We start from the raw sequence: 20,253 nt of genomic DNA on the forward strand, positions 1-20,253 counted from the left end.
TCATCGATCTGCACGTAGAGTGCGGTCAGGAGGGTGTCCAGCTCTTCGGTCGTCACAACCCGAATGCTGGACACCCTCCCTGCATGCCCGGAGCAGAACCGGCAAACCCAGCCGACTTCGGAACTACTCGTCTAGCCCGGGAGGGGCCCCGCTACGGGACGGCCGGCCCGCTCAGGTAGGTGCCGTCCGCGCTGTACGGCCAGGCGTTCGGCGCGCAGCCCTTCAGGCCGTAGATCTGCTGCATCATCGCGGGCGCCGGCTTGTTCGGGCCGGGGCAGGTCTCGTGGCCGTGGCCGATCCGGTGGCCCACCTCGTGGTTGACGATCAGCGCCCGGTAATCGTCCAGCGGGCCGCTGAACTGGGGTGAACCGGTGTTCCAGCGCTTGGAGTTGACGAGCACCTGGTTGCCGACGTTGCAGTTGACCTCGCCGTGGGTGTCCAGGCCGGAGGCGCCGCAGATCTTGTCGACCGTGGCCGGGGAGGCGATCTTCACGGTGAAGTCGTACGGGCCGGTCGCCACCAGCTGGAAGCCGTTCTTGTGGTCGTTGGTCCAGCCGCGCCGGTCGCCGAGGATGCCGTGGACCTGCGCGGCGGCGGCCGCCGCGTCGATGCCGATGCCGTCCTCGACCTCCACCCGGTAGCGGCGCACGGTGCCGCGGCCGACCGGCTTGGCGGTGGCCGGGGCGATGGTGAAGGTGCCCGCGCCCTTGCTGGGGCCCGGGTCCGGCTCGGTGGCGGTGGGCGTGGGCGTCGGGGTCGGGGTGGGCGTCGCCGTGGGGGTCGGGGTCGGTGGCGGTGCCGCACCGGTCGACTGTTCGGCCGGCGGGGCGATCCGGGCCTGGGCGGCCGGTCCGGGGGCCGACGAGCCGGCGGAACGATTCAGCAGGAAGGCGGCGGAACCCAGCACCAGCAGCGAGGCGACCAGCGCCGTGAGCATGCCAGGGCCTATTCGGCGACGTGCCCGGCGGCGTCGACGGCTGCCGCCGGCCTTGCGGGGCGGGGTGGCTCGCCTGCGGGTGGATGGGGCTGCGGACACGCTCGACACCCTGGCATGGAGGACTGGTGAATGTCCACGTACCGGGTATGCAACCCCGGGCGGCCGCTGGGCGTTCAGCGGGCGCCGGGCTTCCGGCGGCCGTGCCCGCCGGCGCACCGGTGCCCGCGCCGCCGGCGGGCGCCCGTTCGGCGCGTCCGCGGCGTCCGCCGGGCCCCTGGCCACCGCCGCCGCCGTGAGCCGGGTCCGATCCGGTGATCGCGGTTGACCTCTGCGGTTCGGGTGGCAGACTTCAGGGCATGGCGATCCACAGGAATCTTCTCGACGGCCCCGAACCGACCCTCCTGCCCGAGGAGGAGCGGCCCTACCGGATGCTGGCGGAGGAGTCGGCCTCCCCGACCCAGGTGGCGGCCGAGTTCCCGGCCTTCTGCCTGGCCTGGGCCATGCTCGCCGACGACGCCTACGCGGCCGGCCGCTACGTCGAGTCGTACGCCTACGCGCGCACCGGCTACCACCGCGGCCTGGACGCGCTGCGCCGCAGCGGCTGGAAGGGCCACGGGCCGGTGCCGTGGGAGCACCGCGGCAACCGCGGCTTCCTGCGCTGCCTGGCGGCGCTCGCCCGGGCGGCCGGCGCGATCAAGGAGACCGAGGAGGAGACGCGCTGCTGGCAGTTCCTGAAGGACAGCAGCGCGGAGGCCTACGCGGAGCTCAAGCAGTAGGGCGCTCGAGCAGGAAGGCGCTCGACCAGGAGCGCCTTCGCGCAGGAGCGCGTTCAGCAGGAGGGCGCCCCGCGCGAGCGCGAGGACCACACGACCGTGCCCCCGGCGGAGGACCGCCGGGGGCACACCCGTTGTCACGCCCGTCCCGACGGGCTCACTTCAGGCGCTTGCCGGCCGAGCGCAGCTGCTCGGCGGCCTCGACCACCCGGGCGGCCATGCCGGCCTCGGCCAGCTTGCCCCAGGTGCGGGGGTCGTAGGTGCTCTTCTTGCCGACCTCGCCGTCGACCTTCAGCACGCCGTCGTAGTTGGCGAACATGTGGCCGGCCACCGGGCGGGTGAAGGCGTACTGGGTGTCGGTGTCCAGGTTCATCTTCACGACGCCGTTCTCCAGCGCGGTGGCGATCTCCTCGGCGGTGGAGCCCGAGCCGCCGTGGAAGACGAAGTCGAACGGGTCGGTCTTGCCGAACTGCTTGCCGATCGCGTCCTGCAGCTCGCGCAGCAGCTCCGGCTTCAGCACGACGTTGCCCGGCTTGTACACGCCGTGCACGTTGCCGAAGGAGGCGGCCAGCAGGTAGCGGCCCTTCTCGCCCAGCCCCAGCGCCTCGGCGGTGCGCACGGCGTCGTTGACGCTGGTGTACAGCTCGTCGTTGATCTCGTGCGAGACGCCGTCCTCCTCGCCACCGGTCGGGGTGATCTCGACCTCGAGGATGATCTTGGCGGCGGCGGCCTGGGCCAGCAGCTCCTGGGCGATGGCCAGGTTGTCGGCCAGGGTCTCGGCGGAGCCGTCCCACATGTGCGACTGGAACAGCGGGTTCTCGCCCTTGGCCACGCGCTCGGCGGAGATCGCCAGCAGCGGGCGGACGTAGCCGTCCAGCTTGTCCTTGGGGCAGTGGTCGGTGTGCAGCGCGACGGTGACGTCGTACTTGGCGGCGACGATGTGCGCGAACTCGGCGAGCGCGACCGCGCCGGTCACCATGTCCTTCTTGTGCTGGCCGCCCAGGAACTCCGCGCCACCGGTCGAGATCTGGATGATGCCGTCGCTCTCGGCCTCGGCGAAACCACGCAGCGCGGCGTGCAGGGTCTGCGACGAGGTGACGTTGATGGCCGGGTAGGCGAACTTGCCCGCCTTGGCCCGGTCCAGCATCTCGTTGTAGACCTCGGGAGTTGCGATGGGCATGCGATCCGCTCCTGTCGGGTTGCGGCGTACGGACGGTGCTGTCCGACGCTGTGTACGCCTTCGTGACGACTCCGTGCCGGCCCGCCGACGCGCGGCGCTGCGGTGTGGCTCTCCGGCACCAAGGTTCGAGGCGGCCTCCGCGGTACGGCCATGAGGGTGGTGGGCCGCCGCGGACCGGACGCCGGTGCCATCTTCCCAGACTCGTGCCCGCAGGTCAGCAGGAGCCCGCCAGTCGGAACGTCCGGCCCGGGCGCTCGGCCGGAAGCCGTCGGAGCGCCCGGCCGGAAGTCGTCCGGCGCTCGGCCGGAAGCCGTCGGCAAGGTACGCCCGCTATCCTGCGCCCGTGGACTACAACCAGCTGGCCGTCAACCTCCTCGACGCCAAATCCCTGATCTCGTCCCTCGGTGCCATCGGGCTCATCGCGATCATCTTCGCGGAGACCGGCCTGCTGGTCGGCTTCTTCTTCCCGGGCGACTCACTGCTGATCCTCGCCGGCGTGGCCGCCTCGAACGCCGCCTCCTCGGTGCTCGGCGACGGCGCCAAGCTGCCGATCGCCGTCCTGCTCGTCGGCTGCCCGATCGCGGCGATCGCCGGTGCCCAGCTGGGGCACCTGATCGGGGCGAAGGTCGGGCCGAGGATGTTCGACAAGCCCGAGTCGAAGATCTTCCGCCGCGAGTACGTGGTGAAGGCGGAGGAGTACTTCAACAAGTTCGGCTCCGGCAAGGCCGTGGTGCTGGCCCGCTTCATGCCGATCATCCGGACGTTCCTGAACCCGGTGGCCGGCACCCTGGAGATGCCCGCCCGGACGTTCTTCGTCTGGAACGTCGTCGGTGGCGTGCTCTGGACCGAGTCGATGCTGCTGATCGGCTACTTCTTCGGTGACGCGCTCGCCCCGGTGATCGACAAGTACCTGATCCCGGCGGTGCTGCTGATCGTCCTGCTGTCCGTCTCGCCGATCCTGGTCGAGGTGCTGCGGGAGCGCCGCAAGAAGAAGGCGGGCGTCGTCGACAGCGCCCCCGAGACGGTGCAGAGCGGCAGCGGTCGGCACCGGCGCGGCTGAGGCCGACCGGCCGGCGGCAACCGGGTCCGACGGGTCCAACGCGAAGGGCCGGGCTGTTCCACGTGGAACAGCCCGGCCCTTCGCGTTCGACGCGGGGTTCCGCGGCTCCCTCGCGCTGAACGCCGGGTTCCGCGGCTCCGGACGGGGTCAGAGGCCCAGGTCGTCCAGGTGGTACGCGGTCACGTACTCCAGACCCTGCTCCGCGATGGCGTCCGCACCGCCGCGCTCGACGATCACCGCGACGCCGACCACCTCGGCGCCCGCCTCGCGCAGCGCCTCGACGGCGGTCAGCACCGAGCCGCCGGTGGTGGAGGTGTCCTCGACCGCCAGCACCCGGCGGCCCTTCACGTCCGGGCCCTCGATCCGGCGCTGCAGGCCGTGCGCCTTGCCGGCCTTGCGGACCACGAAGGCGTCCAGCTTCCGTCCGCGGGCGGCGGCGGCGTGCAGCATCGAGGCGGCCACCGGGTCGGCGCCCAGGGTCAGGCCGCCGACGGCGTCGTAGTCCAGGTGCGAGGTCGCGTCCAGCATCACCCGGCCGACCAGCGGGGCCGCCTCGCCGTCCAGCGTGATCCGGCGCAGGTCGACGTAGTAGTCGGCCTCCTTGCCGGAGGAAAGGGTGACCTTGCCGTGCACGACGGCCTTGTCCTTGATCTGTGCCAGCAGGGCGTCGCGGTCGTTGCTCATGAGCGTTCAGTCTAGGCCCTGCCCGCCGCCCCGTCGGCTAACGGCGGCGCAGCGCCCTGACCAGCACCACGGCACCGCCCAGCAGCGCCACCGAGCCGCCGATCACCCACGGCACCGCGCTGCGGCCGCCGGCGCCCGGCACGACGATGCCGCCGGCCTCGCCGCCCCAGCGGGACGCCGCCCGGGCCCGGGCGCTGCGGGCGGGCATCGCCGGGGCGTAGCGGCCGCGCGGCGGGGCGTGGTCCACTTCCTCGGCGGAGCGGCCGACGATGCTGCGGCGGACGGGGCCGCTGAGGTCCGGCTCGTCCTCGTAGGCGAACAGCGGCTCGACCGGCACCTCCTCGGCGACCTCGTCCTGGCGTCCGCCGCTCCCGGCCCCGGCGCCCTCGCCGGACCCGGCGTCCTCGACGTCGTCGGCGGACCCGTCGGCGTCCTCGTCATCGGCGGCGGAGCCGGTGGGCAGCCCGAAGCGCTCGGCGTCGGCGTCGGAGAAGGCGATCAGGTCGGAGAGGTCGTCGTCCAGGTCGTCGCCGGGCTGGTCCTGGCGGTCCTCGATGGAGACCACCTCGGCCTCGGGCCCGTCACCGGCCCCGGCGGCGTCGCCGCTCTCCTCCTCGTCCGCCGGTCCGGCGTCCTGGGAGGTGAGCGCGGCGGCGAAGCGGTCCAGCAGGCGGTGGCCGGTGGCGGTGAGGGTCTCGGCGTCGAACTCGGTCAACCGGCCGGTGGCGGTCAGGTCGCCGGTGAAGCGGATCGTCGCGGTGCCGTCCTCGGCGCCGTCCGCGACGCTGACCCGCACGGTGGCGGTCACCTCGCCGTCGCCCCGGGCCTCCTGCCCCTCGGCCAGCACGGTGAGCACGCCCTCCCGGCCCTCGATCAGCGACAGCACGCCCTTGTAGGTGATCGTGGAGCCGCCGATCCGGAGCTTCAGCCGTCCGCCGATCTCCTCGGCCGGGCCGCTCCCGACGGCTGAAGGCTCGGTGTTCAGCCCCGGCACGCTCCGGGCCAGTTGCGCCGGATCCTGCAAGGCCTCCCGCACCAGCTCTGCGGACATCGGGACGACAACCTCATGCTCCATGCCACGGAGCCTACCGATCCGATCCCGCCCGGTCCCCACCTACCGCCACTCGAGTTTCGGGGCGGGGCGGCGGGCGGTCGGAGTGCGGCGCCCCGCACGCCGTGGACCGGTCGGCCGGGGGCCCGTCGGGCTCGTCCGCCGCCGCTCAGTGCGGGCCCAGCACGGTCAGCGGCGCGGGGGGCCGCGCGGGCCGGCGCGCGGTCAGCCGGGCGGTCGAGGCGCGCAGGGACTCGGGGGTCAGGGCGCGGGGCGGCGGGGCGTCGGGGGCCAGGGTGACCGGGGGTTGGACGGCGGCGGCGAGCAGGAAGTCCTGGGCGGTGTCCGGTGCGCCGGGGAGGCAGGCGGCGGTCGGGCCGCCGGGCACGTCGTACGGGGCGGTCCGCAGGCCTGCCGCGCGCAGACCGGACTCGATGCGCCAGAGGCCGTCCTCGTCCCCGCCGGCCCGGACGGCGATCCGGCCGCCCGGGGCCAGCAGCCGGGCCGCGAGGCCGTAGAACTCCTGGGAGTGGTACTTGACCGGTCCGCCGTCCGAGGGGGCGGGCAGGTCGACGAGCACCACGTCGTACTCCTCGCCGGGCGTGCCGCGCAGCCAGGCCATCGGGTCGGCCGCCGTCCTGCGGACCCGGGGGTCGTCCAGCGAGTGGCCGGTGAGGGCGGCGAGCCCGGGGTCGGTGCCGGCGAGCCGGGGGAGGACGGGGTCGGTGTCGACCAGTCGTACGGAGCGGACGCCGCCGTGCCGCAGCACCTCCCGCAGGGCGAGGCCGTCGCCGCCGCCGAGCAGCAGGACTTTGGTGTCCGGTCCGGCGGCCATGGCGGGGTGGACCAGCGCCTCGCTGCCCCGGTACTCGTCGGGGCCGCAGACCGCGAGCCGTCCGTCGAGGTAGAGCCGGAGCGGGCCCTCGGTGGGGCCGGTGAGCACGATCTCCTGGTACCGGCTGCGGGTGGCGTAGCGGACCTGGTCGCCGTAGAGGGCGTGCCGGGCGGCGCGTTCGACGGTGTCGGAGCCGGCGGCGGCCGCCGCGAGCAGGCCGAGGACGAGGGTGCAGCCGAGCCAGAGCAGCCGTCGTATCCGGGGGACGGGTTCCTCGCGGAAGAGCCAGAGCACCACGGCGGCCCCGGCGACCGCGTTGACCGCCCCGGTGACCAGCGCGCCGTCGCCCGGGCCGAGGCAGGGGACGATCAGGAAGGGGAAGGCGAGGCCGCCGATCAGCGCGCCCACGTAGTCGGCGGCGAAGAGGTCGGCGGCGGCGCGTCCGGCGTCCTCGCGCCGGATCCGCTGGATGAGGGTCATCAGCAGCGGGATCTCGGCACCGATCAGGACGCCGATCAGGCAGGTGAGGCCGACCATGGCGGCCTGGTAGCGGCCGATCCAGGCCCAGCAGGAGTACAGCGCGAGGGCGGAGAGTCCTCCGGTGAGCGCGAGGGCGCATTCGACCAGGGCGAAGGCGGTGGCGGGCCGTCGGGTGAGCCGCTTGGCGAGCAGCGAGCCGAGGCCCATGGCGAACACCATCACGGAGAGCACGACCGAGGTCTGGGTGACCGTGTCCCCGAGCAGGTAGTCGCCGAGTGCCACGAGTTCGAGCTCGTAGACGAGCCCGCAGGCCGCGCAGACGAAGGCGGCCAGCAGGACGGCCAGCCGGGCGAGCCGGGGGTGGGAGCGCAGCCGGGAGCGACGGCGGGCGGGGAGGGGGGTCACGCTCCGCCCGGACCGGGGCGGGGTGCCGTCGTGGAGGTCCACTCGCGGGCGTACGGGCGGGCCGGCCGGATGATTGATCACGAACAAACGCTAGGGGACGTGCGGGACGGATAGCTGCGCCCATCCGGCGGACAGTACGGGCTGTCGGATTGACGAATCGTTCCTGCGTGCGATTCATCGGCGAGAGCCGGGTGATCTAAGAGAGGGTCGGCGTTCCCTCCGAGGCTCCGGGTGGTCACGGCCCCGGCACCACCAGCGAGGAGCGGGTGCAGACCAGCTGCCCCTCCTGGGGGTAGGCGTGCCAGGTCCGCCAGAGCAGCCGGTCCGTACCGCCCTGGGTGACCAGCGCGGTGAAGGCGCTCGGGTCACCGGGGAAGACCCCGGCGAGGCCGCGCGGGTGCCCCTCGACCAGGGCCAGCAGTTCCTGGGCGCGGGCCGCGAAGTCGTGCGGGGGCAGCGCCTCGATCCGGGCGGCGAACTCGTACTCCCAGCCGCCGACCTGCTTGGCGACCCGGGCCGGCAGCGGGGTGCGGCGGCCGGGCAGGCAGGCGACGGTTTCCAGGCAGCTGCCGGGGCCGGCGTCGATCACCACCTGGTGCGAGGCGCCCAGCAGCCGGAGCTGGAGGGTGCCCGGGGTGCCGGGGCGGCTGCCTTCGAGTCTCAGGTCGCGGACCGCGAGCGCCGGCAGCGGTTCGCCGCCGAGGCACCAGGCCAGGTCACCGGCGCGGGTGTCCGTGTAGGAGGTCTGCAGTGTGGTGAGCATGCTCGGCTCCGCGTTTCAGCTCCGTGCGCGCCCGCCGAGCAGCAGCGACTAGGCCTAGGCGATGGCGAGGCTGTTCGTGGCTGTGCGGCCCTGGGCGCGGCCGACCGTGGAAGGAAGGATTCCGGCTGGAGATTCAGCAGCAGAGAAGCATGAATACGCCGGGTCCGTCGGTGATTTACCCAACTTTGTCAAGCATTCACCGTTTCGAGCACACCCGCTTCCCGGCTCTGATCGACCCGGTGTGCGACTCTGCACAGCGCGCGCCCTTACGACCGGCCCGCGCGCCGTGCGCGCCGGATGTGCGCCCTCCGTGCGCCCCACGCGCCGCCGCCCTCCACACGCCGGGCGTGGAGGGCGGGCGGGTGTGCCAAGGAGGTCGGCGGGATTGCCGCCTTGGCAGCGGAACAGCCTGATTTGCAGGGTAGTTGATGGCGGATCAGAACAGGCGTCGGATCGGACCGGCGCCCGTTCGAGGGGGCGCGCGAGCGCTCAGAGGCGCTGCAGCCGCGCGACGGCCTCCTGGAGCACCTCGTCCTTTTTGCAGAAAGTGAAGCGGACCAGGCTAAGGCCCGCCTCGGCGTCGTCGTAGAAGACGGCGTTGGGGATCGCCACCACACCGCAGCGCTCCGGCAGGGCGCGGCAGAACTCGACGCCGTCCTTCTCGCCGAGCGGGGTGATGTCGGTGGTGACGAAGTAGGTGCCCTCGGGGGCGAAGGCCCGGAACCCGGCCGCGGTGAGGCCGCCGAGCAGCAGGTCGCGCTTGCGCAGCAGATCGGCGCGCAGGGTGTCGAAGTAGTCGTCGGGCAGCCGCAGGGCCTCGGCGACGGCGTACTGGAACGGGCCGGCGCTGACGTAGGTGAGGTACTGCTTCGCGGTGCGCACGGCGGACACCAGCGCCGGACTCCCGGTGACCCAGCCGACCTTCCAGCCGGTGAAGGAGAAGGTCTTGCCGGCCGAGGAGATGCTCACGGTGCGCTCGCGCATGCCGGGCAGGCCGGCGAGCGGGCGGTGGACGGTGCCGAAGACCAGGTGCTCGTAGACCTCGTCGGTGACCACCAGCAGGTCGTGCTCCACGGCGAGGGCGGCGATGCCGGCCGTTTCCTCGGCGGTCAGCACGGTGCCGGTGGGGTTGTGCGGGGTGTTGATCAGCAGCAGCCGGGTGCGCGGGGTGATCAGGGCGCGCAACTCGTCCAGGTCGGGGCGGAACGACGGGGCCCGCAGGGTGAGCGGGCGGCGGGTGGCACCGGCCATGGCGATGCAGGCGGCGTAGGAGTCGTAGAACGGCTCGAGGGCGATCACCTCGTCGCCGGGCTCCAGCAGCGCGAGCAGGGCGGCGGCGATGGCCTCGGTGGCGCCGGCGGTGACCAGCACCTCGGTGTCCGGGTCGTAGGCCAGGCCGTGGAAGCGCTGCTGGTGCTCGGCGATGGCGGTGCGCAGCTCGGGGATGCCGGGGCCGGGCGGGTACTGGTTGCCCCGGCCCTCGCGCAGGGCCCGTACGGCCGCCTCGCGGACCTCCTCGGGCCCGTCGGTGTCCGGGAAGCCCTGGCCGAGGTTGATCGAGCCGGTGGCCGTGGCCAGGGCCGACATCTCGGCGAAGATCGTCGTGCCCATCCCGGCCAGTCGGCGGTTCAGCAGCGGCCTGGTTCCCATGCGAAAGGCTCCTCACGCGTCGTCGTCGCGCCCATCCTGGGCCAGTCGGAGGCCGCCGACAAGGACGGCCCGGGAGGAGGGCGGCCCGGGTCAGGACGGCCGGGGAGGAGGACAGCACGGGTCAGGGCGGCCGGGGGCGAGCGGGGCCGGGGCACGGCAGGACAGCCGGGGACGAGCGCGGCCCGGGGCGCGGCAGGGCGGCCGGCGACGACCCTGGCCGGGACGGCGAACGGCCCGCCGCCGCGCCGTGGGCGCAGGGGCGGGCCGGAGGGGGGAACGCGGGGGATCAGGCCTCGTCGGAGCCCTCGCCCTCGCCCTCCTCGCCCTCGATCTCGTTCTGCAGGCCGAGGCGCTCGACGATCCACTGCTCGAACCCGACCGCGGCCTGGGTCCAGTTCGCGGTGGTGGTGACGAAGTAGTCCAGGTTGACGCCGGTGCCGACGATCATCTGGGCCTCGCCGATCAGGCGGACGACGCCGTCCTCGTGGGTGTGGGTGTAGACCTTGGGCCAGAGGGTCTCGCGGTTCCACTCGTCGATCAGGTCGAGGATCTCGCCCTTCTTCTCCAGCGGGTACGCGCGGTCGTAGAAGGCGCGGACCGCGAAGAGCTCCTTCTGCTCGCCGCGGAACATGTAGTAGACGCGGAAGCCCTCCCAGGGGGCGGTGAGGTCGCCCTCCTCGTCCACGACGTGCTTGAGCTGCATCTGGTCGAGCAGCTGGGTGACCAGGCCCTGGTCCGGAACGATGATCGGCGGCGGGCCGGCCGGCCGGCCGCCCTGGCCACCGGGCTGGCCACCGCCCCCGGGGACGCCGAAGGACGGGATGGACGACGGGTCGATGCTCATGGGGGTCCTCTTCCTCAGTGCACGTGGTGGCCGGCAATGAGAGGCCGCCCTTTCCACCTCCCATCCTGCCTCATCCGGGGCTCCGCTCACAGGGGCACCCGGGGGCGCGTCGATCTTCGTTCGGGGGTGTCGCGGGGCCCCGGTAACGCACGGTGTCCGGAGCCGGCGACGGGTCGGCGGGCGGTCGGCGCGCCCGGCGCGCGCGTGAGCCACGTCACGCGCCCGGCGCCCGGGTTCGGCTGCCGTACCGGCCGGATGCGGTTAGCGTGCGACGGGGCTCGCCTTTTGCAACATCGCTGTCGCGTGGGCGAGTTGATGAGGACTTGAGTCGAAGGGGGGAGTGGGATGGAGCGTGCGGTGACCGGGGAGGGCAACTCGCTCGGGGCGCTGCTGCGGAGCATCCGGCTGGAGCGGGGGATGACGCAGGAGCAACTGGGGGAGGCGTCGGGGCTGAGCGTGCGGTCGATCCGCGACCTGGAGCGGGGGGTGTCCTGCCCGCGCGTCTCCACGCTGCGGCTGCTGAGCCAGACGTGGAACCTGCCGGAGTCCCAGGGGGCCGAGCTGCACCGGCTGGCGCGCAGCCGGCGGGACCGCTCGCGGCGGCAGCGCCGGGGCGCGGCCGACTGACCGCGCCCGCGGCACGACCCGTACGGGCCGCCTCCCGCACGTGGACGGCGGCAGGCGGCCCGTACCCGGGCCCGGGCGGTGCTACTTCTCCAGCGGCCCGCGGCTGCGGACGGTGAGGCGGTCGCCCTCGTCGTCCCGCTCGACCAGGACGGTGTCCCCGTCGTGCACCTGGCCGGACAGGATCGCCCGGGCCAGCTGGTCGCCGATCGCGGACTGCACCAGCCGGCGCAGCGGGCGGGCGCCGTACGCCGGGTCGTACCCGGTGAGCGCCAGCCAGTCGCGGGCGGCCTCGGAGACGTCCAGGGTGAGCCGCCGCTCGCGCAGCCGCTCGCCGAGGTGGGCCACCTGGAGGTCGACGATCCGGCTGAGCTCGGCGGTGCCCAGCGGGTCGAAGACCACGATGTCATCCAGCCGGTTGAGGAACTCCGGCTTGAAGGTGAGCCGGACGGTGTCCAGCACCAGGGCCTTCTTCCGGTCCTCCGGGGTGGCCGGGTCGACCAGGTACTGGCTGCCCAGGTTGGAGGTGAGGATCAGGATGGCGTTGCGGAAGTCCACCGTGCGGCCCTGGCCGTCGGTGAGCCGGCCGTCGTCCAGCACCTGGAGCAGGACGTCGAAGACCTCCGGGTGCGCCTTCTCCACCTCGTCCAGCAGCACCACGCTGTACGGACGGCGGCGGACCGCCTCGGTGAGCTGGCCGCCCTCCTCGTAGCCGACGTAGCCGGGCGGGGCGCCGACCAGGCGGGCGACGGAGTGCTTCTCGCCGTACTCGCTCATGTCGATCCGGACCATCGCCCGCTCGTCGTCGAACAGGAAGTCGGCCAGGGCCTTGGCGAGTTCGGTCTTGCCGACACCGGTCGGGCCGAGGAACAGGAACGAGCCGGTCGGGCGGTCCGGGTCGGCGATGCCCGAGCGGGTGCGGCGCACCGCGTCCGAGACCGCCTGCACGGCCTGCTTCTGGCCGATCAGGCGGCGACCCAACTCCCCCTCCATGCGCAGGAGTTTGGCGCTCTCGCCCTCCAGCAGGCGGCCGGCCGGGATGCCCGTCCAGGAGGCCACCACGTCGGCCACGTCGTCCGGGCCGACCTCCTCCTTGACCATCGAGGCCGAGGCGGCCCCGGGCTCGTCGTCGGCGGTCGCGGCGCGCTCCTGGGCGTCCGCGAGCTCCTTCTCGGCGGCCGGGATCTCGGCATACATCAGCTTGGACGCCCGCTCGAAGTCGCCGTCCCGCTGGGCGCGTTCGAGGGCGCCCTGCAGTTCGTCCAGCCGCTCCTTGAGCTCGCCGACCCGGTTGAGGCTCTTCTTCTCCTGCTCCCAGCGCGCCGTCAGCACGCTCAACTGCTCGTTCCGGTCGGCGAGGTCGCGCCGCAGCCGGGCCAGCCGGTCGACCGAGGCCGGGTCGGACTCCTTCTCCAGGGCCAGCTCCTCCATCCGCAACCGGTCGACGGCGCGCTGGAGTTCGTCGATCTCGACCGGGGAGGAGTCGATCTCCATCCGGAGCCGGGAGGCCGCCTCGTCGACCAGGTCGATGGCCTTGTCGGGCAGGAAGCGGGAGGTGATGTAGCGGTTGGACAGGGTGGCGGCCGCGACCAGGGCGGCGTCCGAGATCTGCACCTTGTGGTGCGCCTCGTACCGGCCCTTGAGGCCGCGCAGGATGGCGATCGAGTCCTCCACGCTGGGCTCGCCGACCAGCACCTGCTGGAAGCGGCGCTCCAGGGCCGGGTCCTTCTCGATCCGCTCGCGGTACTCGTCCAGCGTGGTCGCGCCGACCATCCGCAGCTCGCCGCGGGCCAGCATCGGCTTGAGCATGTTGCCCGCGTCCATCGCGGAGTCCCCGCCGGCGCCCGCGCCGACCACGGTGTGCAGCTCGTCGATGAAGGTGACGACCTGGCCGTCGGAGGACTTGATGTCGTTCAGGACGGCCTTCAGCCGCTCCTCGAACTCACCGCGGAACTTGGCCCCGGCCACCATCGCGCCGAGGTCCAGCGCGACCAGCCGCTTGCCGCGCAGCGACTCCGGCACGTCGCCGGCCACGATGCGCTGGGCCAGGCCCTCGACCACGGCGGTCTTGCCGACACCGGGCTCGCCGATCAGCACCGGGTTGTTCTTGGTCCGGCGGGAGAGCACCTGGACGACCCGGCGGATCTCGTGGTCACGGCCGATCACCGGGTCGAGCTTGCCGTCCCGGGCGGCCTGGGTGAGGTCGGTGCCGTACTTCTCCAGCGCCTTGTAGGTGCCCTCGGGGTCCGGCGAGGTGACCCGGCCGCTGCCCCGGACGTCCTTGAAGGCGGCGAGCAGCGCCTTGGGCGTCGCGCCGTGCCGCACCAGCAGCTCGGCCACCGGGCCGCCCTCGGCGGCCAGGCCGACCATCAGGTGCTCGGTGGAGACGTACTGGTCGTCCAGGTCGTCCGCGCGCCGGCCGGCCTCGGTGAGCACCGCCAGGGTGTCCCGGGCGAGCTGGGGAGCGGCCACCGTCGAGCCCATCGCGCTGGGCAGGGCGGTGAGTTGGCGGCGCGCCTCGGCGTCGATCCGGCCGGCGTCCGCCCCGACCGCCTCCAGCAGGGGCCGGGCGATGCCCTCGGGCTGCTCCAGCATGGCGATCAGGATGTGCACCGGCCTGACGTCCGGGTTGCCGGCTGCGCCCGCCTGCCGGATCGCGGCGGACAGGGCGTCCTGCGTCTTGGTGGTGAACTTGCTGGCGTCCACTGCTGGGGGATCCTCCCTCGTCGTCCTTCACTGCTGCTGGCTACAGCATGCACTAAGTTGAGTCTATTCCGCTCAACTTTCCGCGCGGTACTCCGGCCCGCCCTCCGACCCGCCCCCCGGCCCGCTTTCCGACCCGCCCCCCGGCCCGCTTTCCGACCCGCCCTCCGGCCGGTCGTCCGCCCGGCCCTCTCCCGGCGTGGTTCTCCCCAGGGCCCGGACCTTGCGCTTCAAGGTCGGGCCGTTCGCCCGCCGGGTCAGCCCCAGCAGCTCCCGGGCCGGCCCGCCCGGCCGGTGTCCGGCCGGCCAGACCGCGCGCAGCGGCCGCCGCAGGTCCAGCTCCTCCGCCAGCGGGACCTCGACCAGCCGCCGGGTGGTCAGCTCCTCCACCACCGCGAGCTCGCTCAGGCAGACCGGCCCCGCGCCGGTCATCGCCGCCGCCTTCAGTGCGGTGGACGAGGCCAGCTCCAACCGGGGCCGCACGGCGCCCCCGTACGGGGTCAGCGCCATCTCCAGCACCTCCCGGGTGCCCGAGCCGGGCTCGCGCAGCACCAGCGGCGTGGCCGCCAGCTCCGCCCCGGTCAGCGGGGTGCGCCGACGTGCCCACGGGTGGCCCGGGGCCACCACGACCACCAGCCGGTCCGCAGCGACCACCGCGCCGGCCAGCCCCGGCGGGGTGGAGGGGCCCTCGACGAAGCCGAGGTCGGCCTCCCCGGCCAGCACGTGCCCGGCGACCTCCGCCGAGTTCGCCGTCCGCAGCGTCACCGCCGTCCCCGGACTGGCCTCGGCGAGCGCCAGCAGCCAGCCCGGCATCAGGTACTCCGCGACGGTCAGGCTGGCCACCACCCGCAGCTTGGCGTCCCGCCGCTCGCGCAGCGCGTCGATCCCGGCGTCCAGCGCCTGTGCCGCCTCCACCACCTGCCGGGCCCACTCGACCACCAGCCGGCCCGCGTCGGTCGGCCGGCTGCCCCGCGGCGAGCGCTCCAGCAGCGGCACGCCGATCTGCCGCTCCATGCCCTTGATCCGGGCGCTGGCCGTCGGCTGGCTGACGCCCAGCTCGGCCGCGGCCCGTCCGACGCTGCCCAGCCGGGCCACCGCGAGCAGCAGTTCCAGGGCGCCGAGCTCGGGGACGCGCGGGGAGAGAGCCATAGGTCCAGCCTATGCCCCCATAGAAACCGCGGCGCTACCGGCGGCCGGGCCGCCCGGGCAGGGTGTTGTCCATGTCCACCTCGGCCGCCGTCCGCCCGCTCACCCGCCCCACCGCCCGTACCAGGGCCGCCCGGTTCGACCTCTCCCGACTGGGCCCCAACTGGTACGCCACCGTGATGGGCACCGCGATCGTCGCCAACGGCGCCGCGGCCCTGCCGGTACGCCTGCCCGGGCTGATCGGCTTCGGCGAGGTGATGTGGGCGCTCGGACTGACCGCCCTGCTGGTGCTGGCCGCGGCCCGGCTGGTCCACCTCACCCGGCACCGTGCGGCGGCCCGGGCCCAGTTGCTGGACGAGCCGGCCACCGCCGTCTTCTACGGCTGCCCGCCGATGGCGCTGCTGGCGGTCGGGCTCGGCACCCTGACGCTCGGCTCCCGGGTCATCGGTACCGGCCCGGCGGTCGCCGTGGACGCCGTGCTGTGGGGCGTCGGCACCCTGTACGCGCTGACCGTCGCCGCCGGCATCCCGTACCTGATGATCACCCGGCACCCGGTCTCCGTCCTGGAGGCCAACCCGACCTGGCTGCTGCCCGTGGTCGCCCCGCTGGTCGCCTCCGCCTGCGGCCCGGCCCTCGTCCCGCATCTCCCGGCCGGGCAGCCGCAGCAGGCCCTGCTGTACGGCTGCTGCGCGCTGTTCGGGGTCGGTCTGCTGGCCACCCTGGTGCTGCTGCCGGTGGTGTTCACCGGCCTGTTCCACACCAAGCTGCCCGCCCTGGCACTCACCCCGTCCCTGTTCCTGGTGCTTGGCCCGCTCGGCCAGTCCGTCACCGCGGTGCACCAGCTCGCCGACGCCGCCCGCCCGGTGCTGCCCGGGCCGGCTTCCGTCCTGCTACCGCTCGCCGAGCTGTACGGCGTCGCGGTGCTCGGGGTCGCGATGCTCTGGCTGGCCGTCGCGGTCACCGCCAACCTGCGCGCCCGCCGGGCCGGGATGCCGTTCGCGATGACCTGGTGGGCGTACACCTTCCCGATCGGCACCTGCGTCACCGGCGCCGCCGCGCTCGCCCGGCACACCGGCTTCGGCGGCTTCACCGGGCTGGCCACCGGGCTCTACCTGCTGCTGCTCGTCGCCTGGGTGCTGGCGGCGCGGGGCACCGCGGCCGGGCTGGCCCGCGGCCGGCTGCTCGCGCGCCGAACCCGCTGAACCCGCCGAGCCCGCCGAGCCCGCCGAGCCGGCAGGGGTGCTCGGGCGCCGCCGGCCGGGAGGATCCCCTGCTTCCGGCCCGCCGGCTCAGGAGCGCGCCGCAGTTGCAGGAACGCGCAGCTGCAGGACGACCGTGCCCGGCCGACCGGCGGAACCGCCGTCCGCTGCCCGTACCCCGCGCTGGCCTCGGTGTTCACCGGAATCCGGCCCGCCGCCGGGGGTGCGCCGGCCGAGCCCGCGTGCAGGTACCTGCAATTGCGCGAACCTGCACTCGGGCGCCACTTGTCCGCCGGCCGTCACGCTGTGAAGGTGGAGGTGCGCCAGGTCGTCCGGGCAACCGCAGCCCGATGGTGGCGACTTGCTCTTCGGACTGACCGCGGCTGCGACAACCCGCGGCCGTGGAACGGGGGGGAAGAGCACCGGCCGGGGTCCATGTGTGGTGATGGACTCCGGATCCGGATCCGGCGAGGCGTTGCTGCTCCGCCTCGCCGGGAGCGCCTTGGCATGGCGTACCGATGGCGGCCCCCGGGGCCGGTGTGCGACGGCACCCGGCCCCGGGGGCCCGCCGTTCGGCCGGTACCGTGAACACGCCCGGAGACCGGTACCGCGCACCCCAGGCCCGCGCGACCGGCCAGGGGCAGTACCACGGCAGAGGCGTCCGGCAGGGGGAGTACGACGTGACGGCGGAACCGGCGGTCACGCCGCACCGGACGCCACCCGCGGGCGGCGAACCCGACGAGGCGGCCCGGCAGCTGTACCTGGCGATCATCGCCGAAGGCGGACGCATCCCGTTCACCGACGTCCCGGAAAGCGAGCGCGACGCGCTCCGGCAACTCCTCGACATCGGCCTGGTCATGGCCAACCGGATGGACCACTGCTACACCGCCGTCAGCCCGCGCTCGGTCAGCGACCGCGTCGGCGCCGAACTGCGCAGCGCGGCCACCCGCCTGCTGGTCCGCGCGGAGAACCTCCCCGGCGCCCTGGACACCCTCACCCGCGCCTACGACGCCATGCCCCGCCCGTCCGGCCGCCCCGGCGGCGCGGTCTACGTCGAGGGCCACGTCCACATCCGCCAGCGGATCTCCCAACTGGTCTCCGACTGCCGTTCCGAGGTGCTCACCGCCCAGCCAGGCCACCGGCCCGCCGACACCCTGCAGATCGCCCTCGCCCAGGACGTCCAACTGCTCCAGCGCGGCTGCTCGCTGCGCACCATCTACCAGCCGGTCGCGCTCGCCGACCCGCCCGCGCTCGCCTACGCGGAGGAGGTCACCCGGCACGGTTCCCAGATCCGCGTCCTCGACGAGCCCTTCCAGCGGCTGATCGTCTTCGACCGCAGCGTCGCCGTCATCGCCGCCAACGACGACAACAGCACCGCCGCCTTCATCAGCGACCCGGCCGCCCTCGCCTTCCTGATCGGCGCCTTCGAACGCGACTGGGCCCGCGCCGACACCACCGAGGCCGCCGCCTGCCTCGGCCAGGGCCCCGCCCGCACCATCCCCGACCGGGTCGGCCGCCTCCTCGCCCGCGGCCTCACCCAGCGCGCCGTCGCCACCCGGCTCGGGCTGAGCGAACGCACCGTCGCCGCCCACATCTCGCGGCTGCGCGACCGCTACGGCGCCCAGACCCTCTTCCAGCTCGGCTGGCTGATGCGGGGCTCCCGCGAGGACTGACGGACCGGGCCCGGCGACGCGTCCGGACGGGACGCCCGGCAGACGAGAGGAGAACGACCATGACCGACCGCAGCCTCGCCCTGCTCGACGAGGCCGCCCGCGAGCTCTACCGCGCGATCCTGCGCGAGGGCGGCCGGATCCGCATCGCCGACATCCCGCAGCAGGACGCGGAGACCGTCCAGGCGCTGCTGGAGCTGGGGCTGCTGAAGCCGTACCTGTCGGACGGCTCGCTCAGCGCGATCAACCCGCGCTCGGTCTCCGCCCGGATCGCGGCCGACCTGCGCACGGCCGGGACCCGACTGCTGGTGCAGGCCGAGGAGGTGCCCGACCTCCTCGGTGACCTCACCAACGCCTACGACGCCGCCCCTCGGTGCCACGACCGCGACCGTACGCGGACCAGTCGGGTGGTCGTCGGGGCGAAGGACATCCGGCACCAGATCGCCAGGCTCACCGAGGAGTTGCGCAGCGAGGCGCTCTGCCTCCACCCGGGCGGCGCCCGGCCGGCGGAGGCCGCCGATGACATCGTGGACCACGCCCGGCGCTACGTGGCGTCCGGCGGCGCACTCCGCACGGTCTACGGGGCGTCGGTGCTCACCGACGGCCCGTCGGTCCGGCTGGCCGCGCGGCTGACCGAGCTCGGCTGCCACCTCCGGGTCCTGGCGGTGCCGTTCACGAAGATGATGGTCCTCGACCGGACGGTCGCGGTGATCCCCGCCGCGCCGGACGCGAGCAGCGCGGCCTTCGTCGAGGACCCGATCGTGGTCGACTTCCTGGTGAGGAGCTTCGAAACGCACTGGCAGCAGGCCGAGGGCGTGAACTGGGCGGCACTGACGGACGGTTCGAACGAGTCCGTGACCCGGGAGCAGGTGGGCCGCCTGCTCGCCCGGGGACTCACGCAGCGGGCGATCGCCAGCCGCATGGGGCTGAGCGAGCGGACCGTCGCCGGTCACATCGCCCGGCTGCGCGAGTCCTACGACGCGGAGACACTGTTCCAACTGGGCTGGCGGATGCGGGGAGCCCGGACGGGGGAGTCCGGTGGGCGAGCCCCCGTGGGTCCTGCTCAGCCGGTGGCGGCGCCGGTCGGCCAGTAACCGGGGAGGGCGGACTTCTGCCGGGGGACGTTGAACTGCTCGCCCGGGGCGGTCCAGAAGCCCTCGCGGAGGGAGAGCGCCATGCCGGCCCAGTCGAGTGCGGTCTCCACCGTGTGGTTGAGGGCCTCCTGCGACCAGGTGTCGTCGAAGACCAGCGGCAGGACGGGGGCGACCTGCTCGATGGTGGCGATCAGGGGGTTGTGGGTGATGGCCTCGTCGACGAGCAGGACGATCGGCTTCCGCAGGGCCGAGGCCCAGCCCAGCTCCAGGCTCACGCCGGCCGAGAGCGGCGCTCCGACGTAGGCGAAGACCAGGTCGGCGGACTGCAGGGCGCGGAAGTCGGAGGGCACCCGGGGCTCGGGGGCGCGGCCGGCGACGGTCCAGGCGTCGCTGTGGTGCGCGCTGTACACGGCGGCCCCGCTGCGGAGGAGGGTGGTGCGGAGCGTCGTCAGCCGCGTCCGGCTGGCGAGGGTCACCACGCTGTCCGCGGGACCGGTCAGGCGCATCAGCGGCGCGGCCAGGAACACGCGTGCACGCCGGCCCTCAGGGGCCTGGCTGTCGTGGTGACGCAGGTAGGGCTCGGTCATGTCGACTCCGGGGAAAGGCCGACCGGGTGGGGATGCGGTGCCGGTAGGCGCTGCGGTTGGTTGCTGCTTCGGAAAAGTCGAAGAGATCAGCCGGATATTTGACAGTACAGCGGCAAGTTTGCCTTTTCGCCGCACCATCGGGGACGAAATGATCGTCTATCAGCGGTTGCAGCCCCGTCCAGCGTCCCGCCCTGTCATCTGGATGACTGGCAGAGAGATGACGCTCTCTGTGGAGTCGGGGAGATGACACCGCTGTGAGGTCTGCGGCATCATGTGGACGCTAGTGCTATTAGATCCAGCTCACGGAGCTCTTGAGAGAAGGAGGGGTGGGTCCGTGTCCCCTATGTACCGACTCGTCCGCACGGTTGCGCTTTCGGTTGTCCTCGGCGCGGCTGTGCTGGCTGGGGTTCAGGCTGTTGTCGGCAGCGAGCAGGCCGGCGTCTCCACGACCGCGGCGGTTTCGGTGAGCGACGACATCCACTGGTGAGGCCTGGCCGGTTGGGGCATCGGGACCTGAGGGTGAGTCCGTGCCGCACTGACGGCCCGGCCGAGGTGCTGGAAAAGCCGC

General features: G+C 73.6%; 16 protein-coding genes and 1 pseudogene. 6 read left to right on the forward strand and 11 right to left on the reverse strand.

Annotated elements, in window-relative coordinates; all coding sequences use genetic code 11:
- Positions 1-151: 151 nt before the first annotated feature.
- Positions 152-937: a DUF3152 domain-containing protein gene (locus ACGF07_RS10100; RefSeq protein WP_392897079.1), complete on the reverse strand. Its 786-nt coding sequence runs from the start codon at positions 935-937 to the stop codon at positions 152-154.
- 356 nt (positions 938-1,293) lie between these two features.
- Between ACGF07_RS10100 and ACGF07_RS10105 the strand changes: the two genes are divergently transcribed.
- Positions 1,294-1,713 (forward strand): DUF3151 domain-containing protein, encoded by a 420-nt coding sequence (locus ACGF07_RS10105; protein ID WP_350749668.1) that lies wholly within the window; start codon positions 1,294-1,296, stop codon positions 1,711-1,713.
- A gap of 154 nt (positions 1,714-1,867) precedes the next feature.
- On the opposite strand, the gene fbaA is transcribed toward ACGF07_RS10105, so the two are convergent.
- The gene (fbaA, locus tag ACGF07_RS10110) at positions 1,868-2,890 is read right to left on the reverse strand and encodes a class II fructose-bisphosphate aldolase (RefSeq protein ID WP_350749670.1); all 1,023 of its coding nucleotides are present in this window, start codon (positions 2,888-2,890) and stop codon (positions 1,868-1,870) included.
- 343 nt (positions 2,891-3,233) lie between these two features.
- Between fbaA and ACGF07_RS10115 the strand changes: the two genes are divergently transcribed.
- Complete coding sequence (locus ACGF07_RS10115) at positions 3,234-3,950, forward strand: VTT domain-containing protein (RefSeq protein WP_350749673.1); 717 nt, start codon at positions 3,234-3,236, stop codon at positions 3,948-3,950.
- A 147-nt stretch (positions 3,951-4,097) separates the two neighbouring features.
- Here the strand turns inward: ACGF07_RS10115 and pyrE are convergent, their stop codons facing one another.
- The 6 genes from pyrE to ACGF07_RS10145 all read right to left on the reverse strand — a co-directional run bounded on the left by pyrE (position 4,098) and on the right by ACGF07_RS10145 (position 10,662).
- The gene (pyrE, locus tag ACGF07_RS10120) at positions 4,098-4,634 is read right to left on the reverse strand and encodes an orotate phosphoribosyltransferase (RefSeq protein ID WP_392897081.1); all 537 of its coding nucleotides are present in this window, start codon (positions 4,632-4,634) and stop codon (positions 4,098-4,100) included.
- Positions 4,635-4,671: 37 nt separating this feature from the next.
- Entirely contained in the window at positions 4,672-5,709 is a 1,038-nt protein-coding gene (locus tag ACGF07_RS10125; protein WP_392897083.1) for a CoxG family protein, read from the reverse strand.
- A gap of 145 nt (positions 5,710-5,854) precedes the next feature.
- Positions 5,855-7,405, reverse strand: a complete 1,551-nt coding sequence (locus tag ACGF07_RS10130; RefSeq protein WP_392897085.1) for a polyamine aminopropyltransferase — start codon at positions 7,403-7,405, stop codon at positions 5,855-5,857.
- A 235-nt stretch (positions 7,406-7,640) separates the two neighbouring features.
- Positions 7,641-8,168 carry a DUF2617 family protein gene (locus tag ACGF07_RS10135; protein WP_392897087.1) on the reverse strand — a complete coding sequence of 176 codons (528 nt, stop codon included), beginning with the start codon at positions 8,166-8,168 and terminating at the stop codon, positions 7,641-7,643.
- Positions 8,169-8,657: 489 nt separating this feature from the next.
- Positions 8,658-9,818, reverse strand: coding sequence for a pyridoxal phosphate-dependent aminotransferase (locus ACGF07_RS10140; RefSeq protein WP_392897089.1), 1,161 nt, complete (start codon positions 9,816-9,818; stop codon positions 8,658-8,660).
- Between the two features lie 286 nt (positions 9,819-10,104).
- Entirely contained in the window at positions 10,105-10,662 is a 558-nt protein-coding gene (locus ACGF07_RS10145; RefSeq protein ID WP_350746320.1) for a YbjN domain-containing protein, read from the reverse strand.
- Positions 10,663-11,007: 345 nt separating this feature from the next.
- On the opposite strand from ACGF07_RS10145, the gene ACGF07_RS10150 reads away from it, so the two are divergent.
- Positions 11,008-11,289, forward strand: coding sequence for a helix-turn-helix transcriptional regulator (locus ACGF07_RS10150; RefSeq protein WP_350746323.1), 282 nt, complete (start codon positions 11,008-11,010; stop codon positions 11,287-11,289).
- Positions 11,290-11,370: 81 nt separating this feature from the next.
- Here ACGF07_RS10150 and clpB read toward each other — a convergent pair whose 3' ends face one another.
- Together clpB and ACGF07_RS10160 are read right to left on the reverse strand one after the other, a co-directional pair.
- Positions 11,371-13,992: an ATP-dependent chaperone ClpB gene (gene clpB, locus ACGF07_RS10155; protein WP_392897091.1), complete on the reverse strand. Its 2,622-nt coding sequence runs from the start codon at positions 13,990-13,992 to the stop codon at positions 11,371-11,373.
- Between the two features lie 249 nt (positions 13,993-14,241).
- A pseudogene (locus ACGF07_RS10160) lies at positions 14,242-15,138 on the reverse strand (LysR family transcriptional regulator); the annotation flags it as partial.
- Positions 15,139-15,209: 71 nt separating this feature from the next.
- On the opposite strand from ACGF07_RS10160, the gene ACGF07_RS10165 reads away from it, so the two are divergent.
- The 3 genes from ACGF07_RS10165 to ACGF07_RS10175 all read left to right on the forward strand — a co-directional run bounded on the left by ACGF07_RS10165 (position 15,210) and on the right by ACGF07_RS10175 (position 19,098).
- Entirely contained in the window at positions 15,210-16,337 is a 1,128-nt protein-coding gene (locus tag ACGF07_RS10165) for a TDT family transporter (protein WP_392897093.1), read from the forward strand.
- A 677-nt stretch (positions 16,338-17,014) separates the two neighbouring features.
- Complete coding sequence (locus ACGF07_RS10170; protein ID WP_350743733.1) at positions 17,015-18,007, forward strand: LuxR C-terminal-related transcriptional regulator; 993 nt, start codon at positions 17,015-17,017, stop codon at positions 18,005-18,007.
- Positions 18,008-18,066: 59 nt separating this feature from the next.
- Positions 18,067-19,098: a LuxR C-terminal-related transcriptional regulator gene (locus ACGF07_RS10175; RefSeq protein WP_392897095.1), complete on the forward strand. Its 1,032-nt coding sequence runs from the start codon at positions 18,067-18,069 to the stop codon at positions 19,096-19,098.
- Here the strand turns inward: ACGF07_RS10175 and ACGF07_RS10180 are convergent.
- Positions 19,068-19,685, reverse strand: coding sequence for a hypothetical protein (locus ACGF07_RS10180; protein ID WP_392897097.1), 618 nt, complete (start codon positions 19,683-19,685; stop codon positions 19,068-19,070). The genes ACGF07_RS10175 and ACGF07_RS10180 overlap by 31 nt on opposite strands.
- Positions 19,686-20,253 lie beyond the last annotated feature (568 nt).

It is taken from the genome of Kitasatospora sp. NPDC048194, assembly GCF_043202455.1.
Taxonomy (GTDB): domain Bacteria; phylum Actinomycetota; class Actinomycetes; order Streptomycetales; family Streptomycetaceae; genus Kitasatospora.

Bases quoted from the DNA above. Each gene is read 5' to 3' on its own strand.
- ACGF07_RS10100 (WP_392897079.1), bottom strand. From the start codon at position 937: ATGCTCACGGCGCTGGTCGCCTCGCTGCTGGTGCTGGGTTCCGCCGCC.
- ACGF07_RS10105 (WP_350749668.1), top strand. From the start codon at position 1,294: ATGGCGATCCACAGGAATCTTCTCGACGGCCCCGAACCGACCCTCCTG.
- fbaA (WP_350749670.1), bottom strand. From the start codon at position 2,890: ATGCCCATCGCAACTCCCGAGGTCTACAACGAGATGCTGGACCGGGCC.
- pyrE (WP_392897081.1), bottom strand. From the start codon at position 4,634: ATGAGCAACGACCGCGACGCCCTGCTGGCACAGATCAAGGACAAGGCC.
- ACGF07_RS10125 (WP_392897083.1), bottom strand. From the start codon at position 5,709: ATGGAGCATGAGGTTGTCGTCCCGATGTCCGCAGAGCTGGTGCGGGAG.
- ACGF07_RS10135 (WP_392897087.1), bottom strand. From the start codon at position 8,168: ATGCTCACCACACTGCAGACCTCCTACACGGACACCCGCGCCGGTGAC.
- ACGF07_RS10140 (WP_392897089.1), bottom strand. From the start codon at position 9,818: ATGGGAACCAGGCCGCTGCTGAACCGCCGACTGGCCGGGATGGGCACG.
- ACGF07_RS10145 (WP_350746320.1), bottom strand. From the start codon at position 10,662: ATGAGCATCGACCCGTCGTCCATCCCGTCCTTCGGCGTCCCCGGGGGC.
- ACGF07_RS10150 (WP_350746323.1), top strand. From the start codon at position 11,008: ATGGAGCGTGCGGTGACCGGGGAGGGCAACTCGCTCGGGGCGCTGCTG.
- ACGF07_RS10165 (WP_392897093.1), top strand. From the start codon at position 15,210: ATGTCCACCTCGGCCGCCGTCCGCCCGCTCACCCGCCCCACCGCCCGT.
- ACGF07_RS10175 (WP_392897095.1), top strand. From the start codon at position 18,067: ATGACCGACCGCAGCCTCGCCCTGCTCGACGAGGCCGCCCGCGAGCTC.
- ACGF07_RS10180 (WP_392897097.1), bottom strand. From the start codon at position 19,685: ATGACCGAGCCCTACCTGCGTCACCACGACAGCCAGGCCCCTGAGGGC.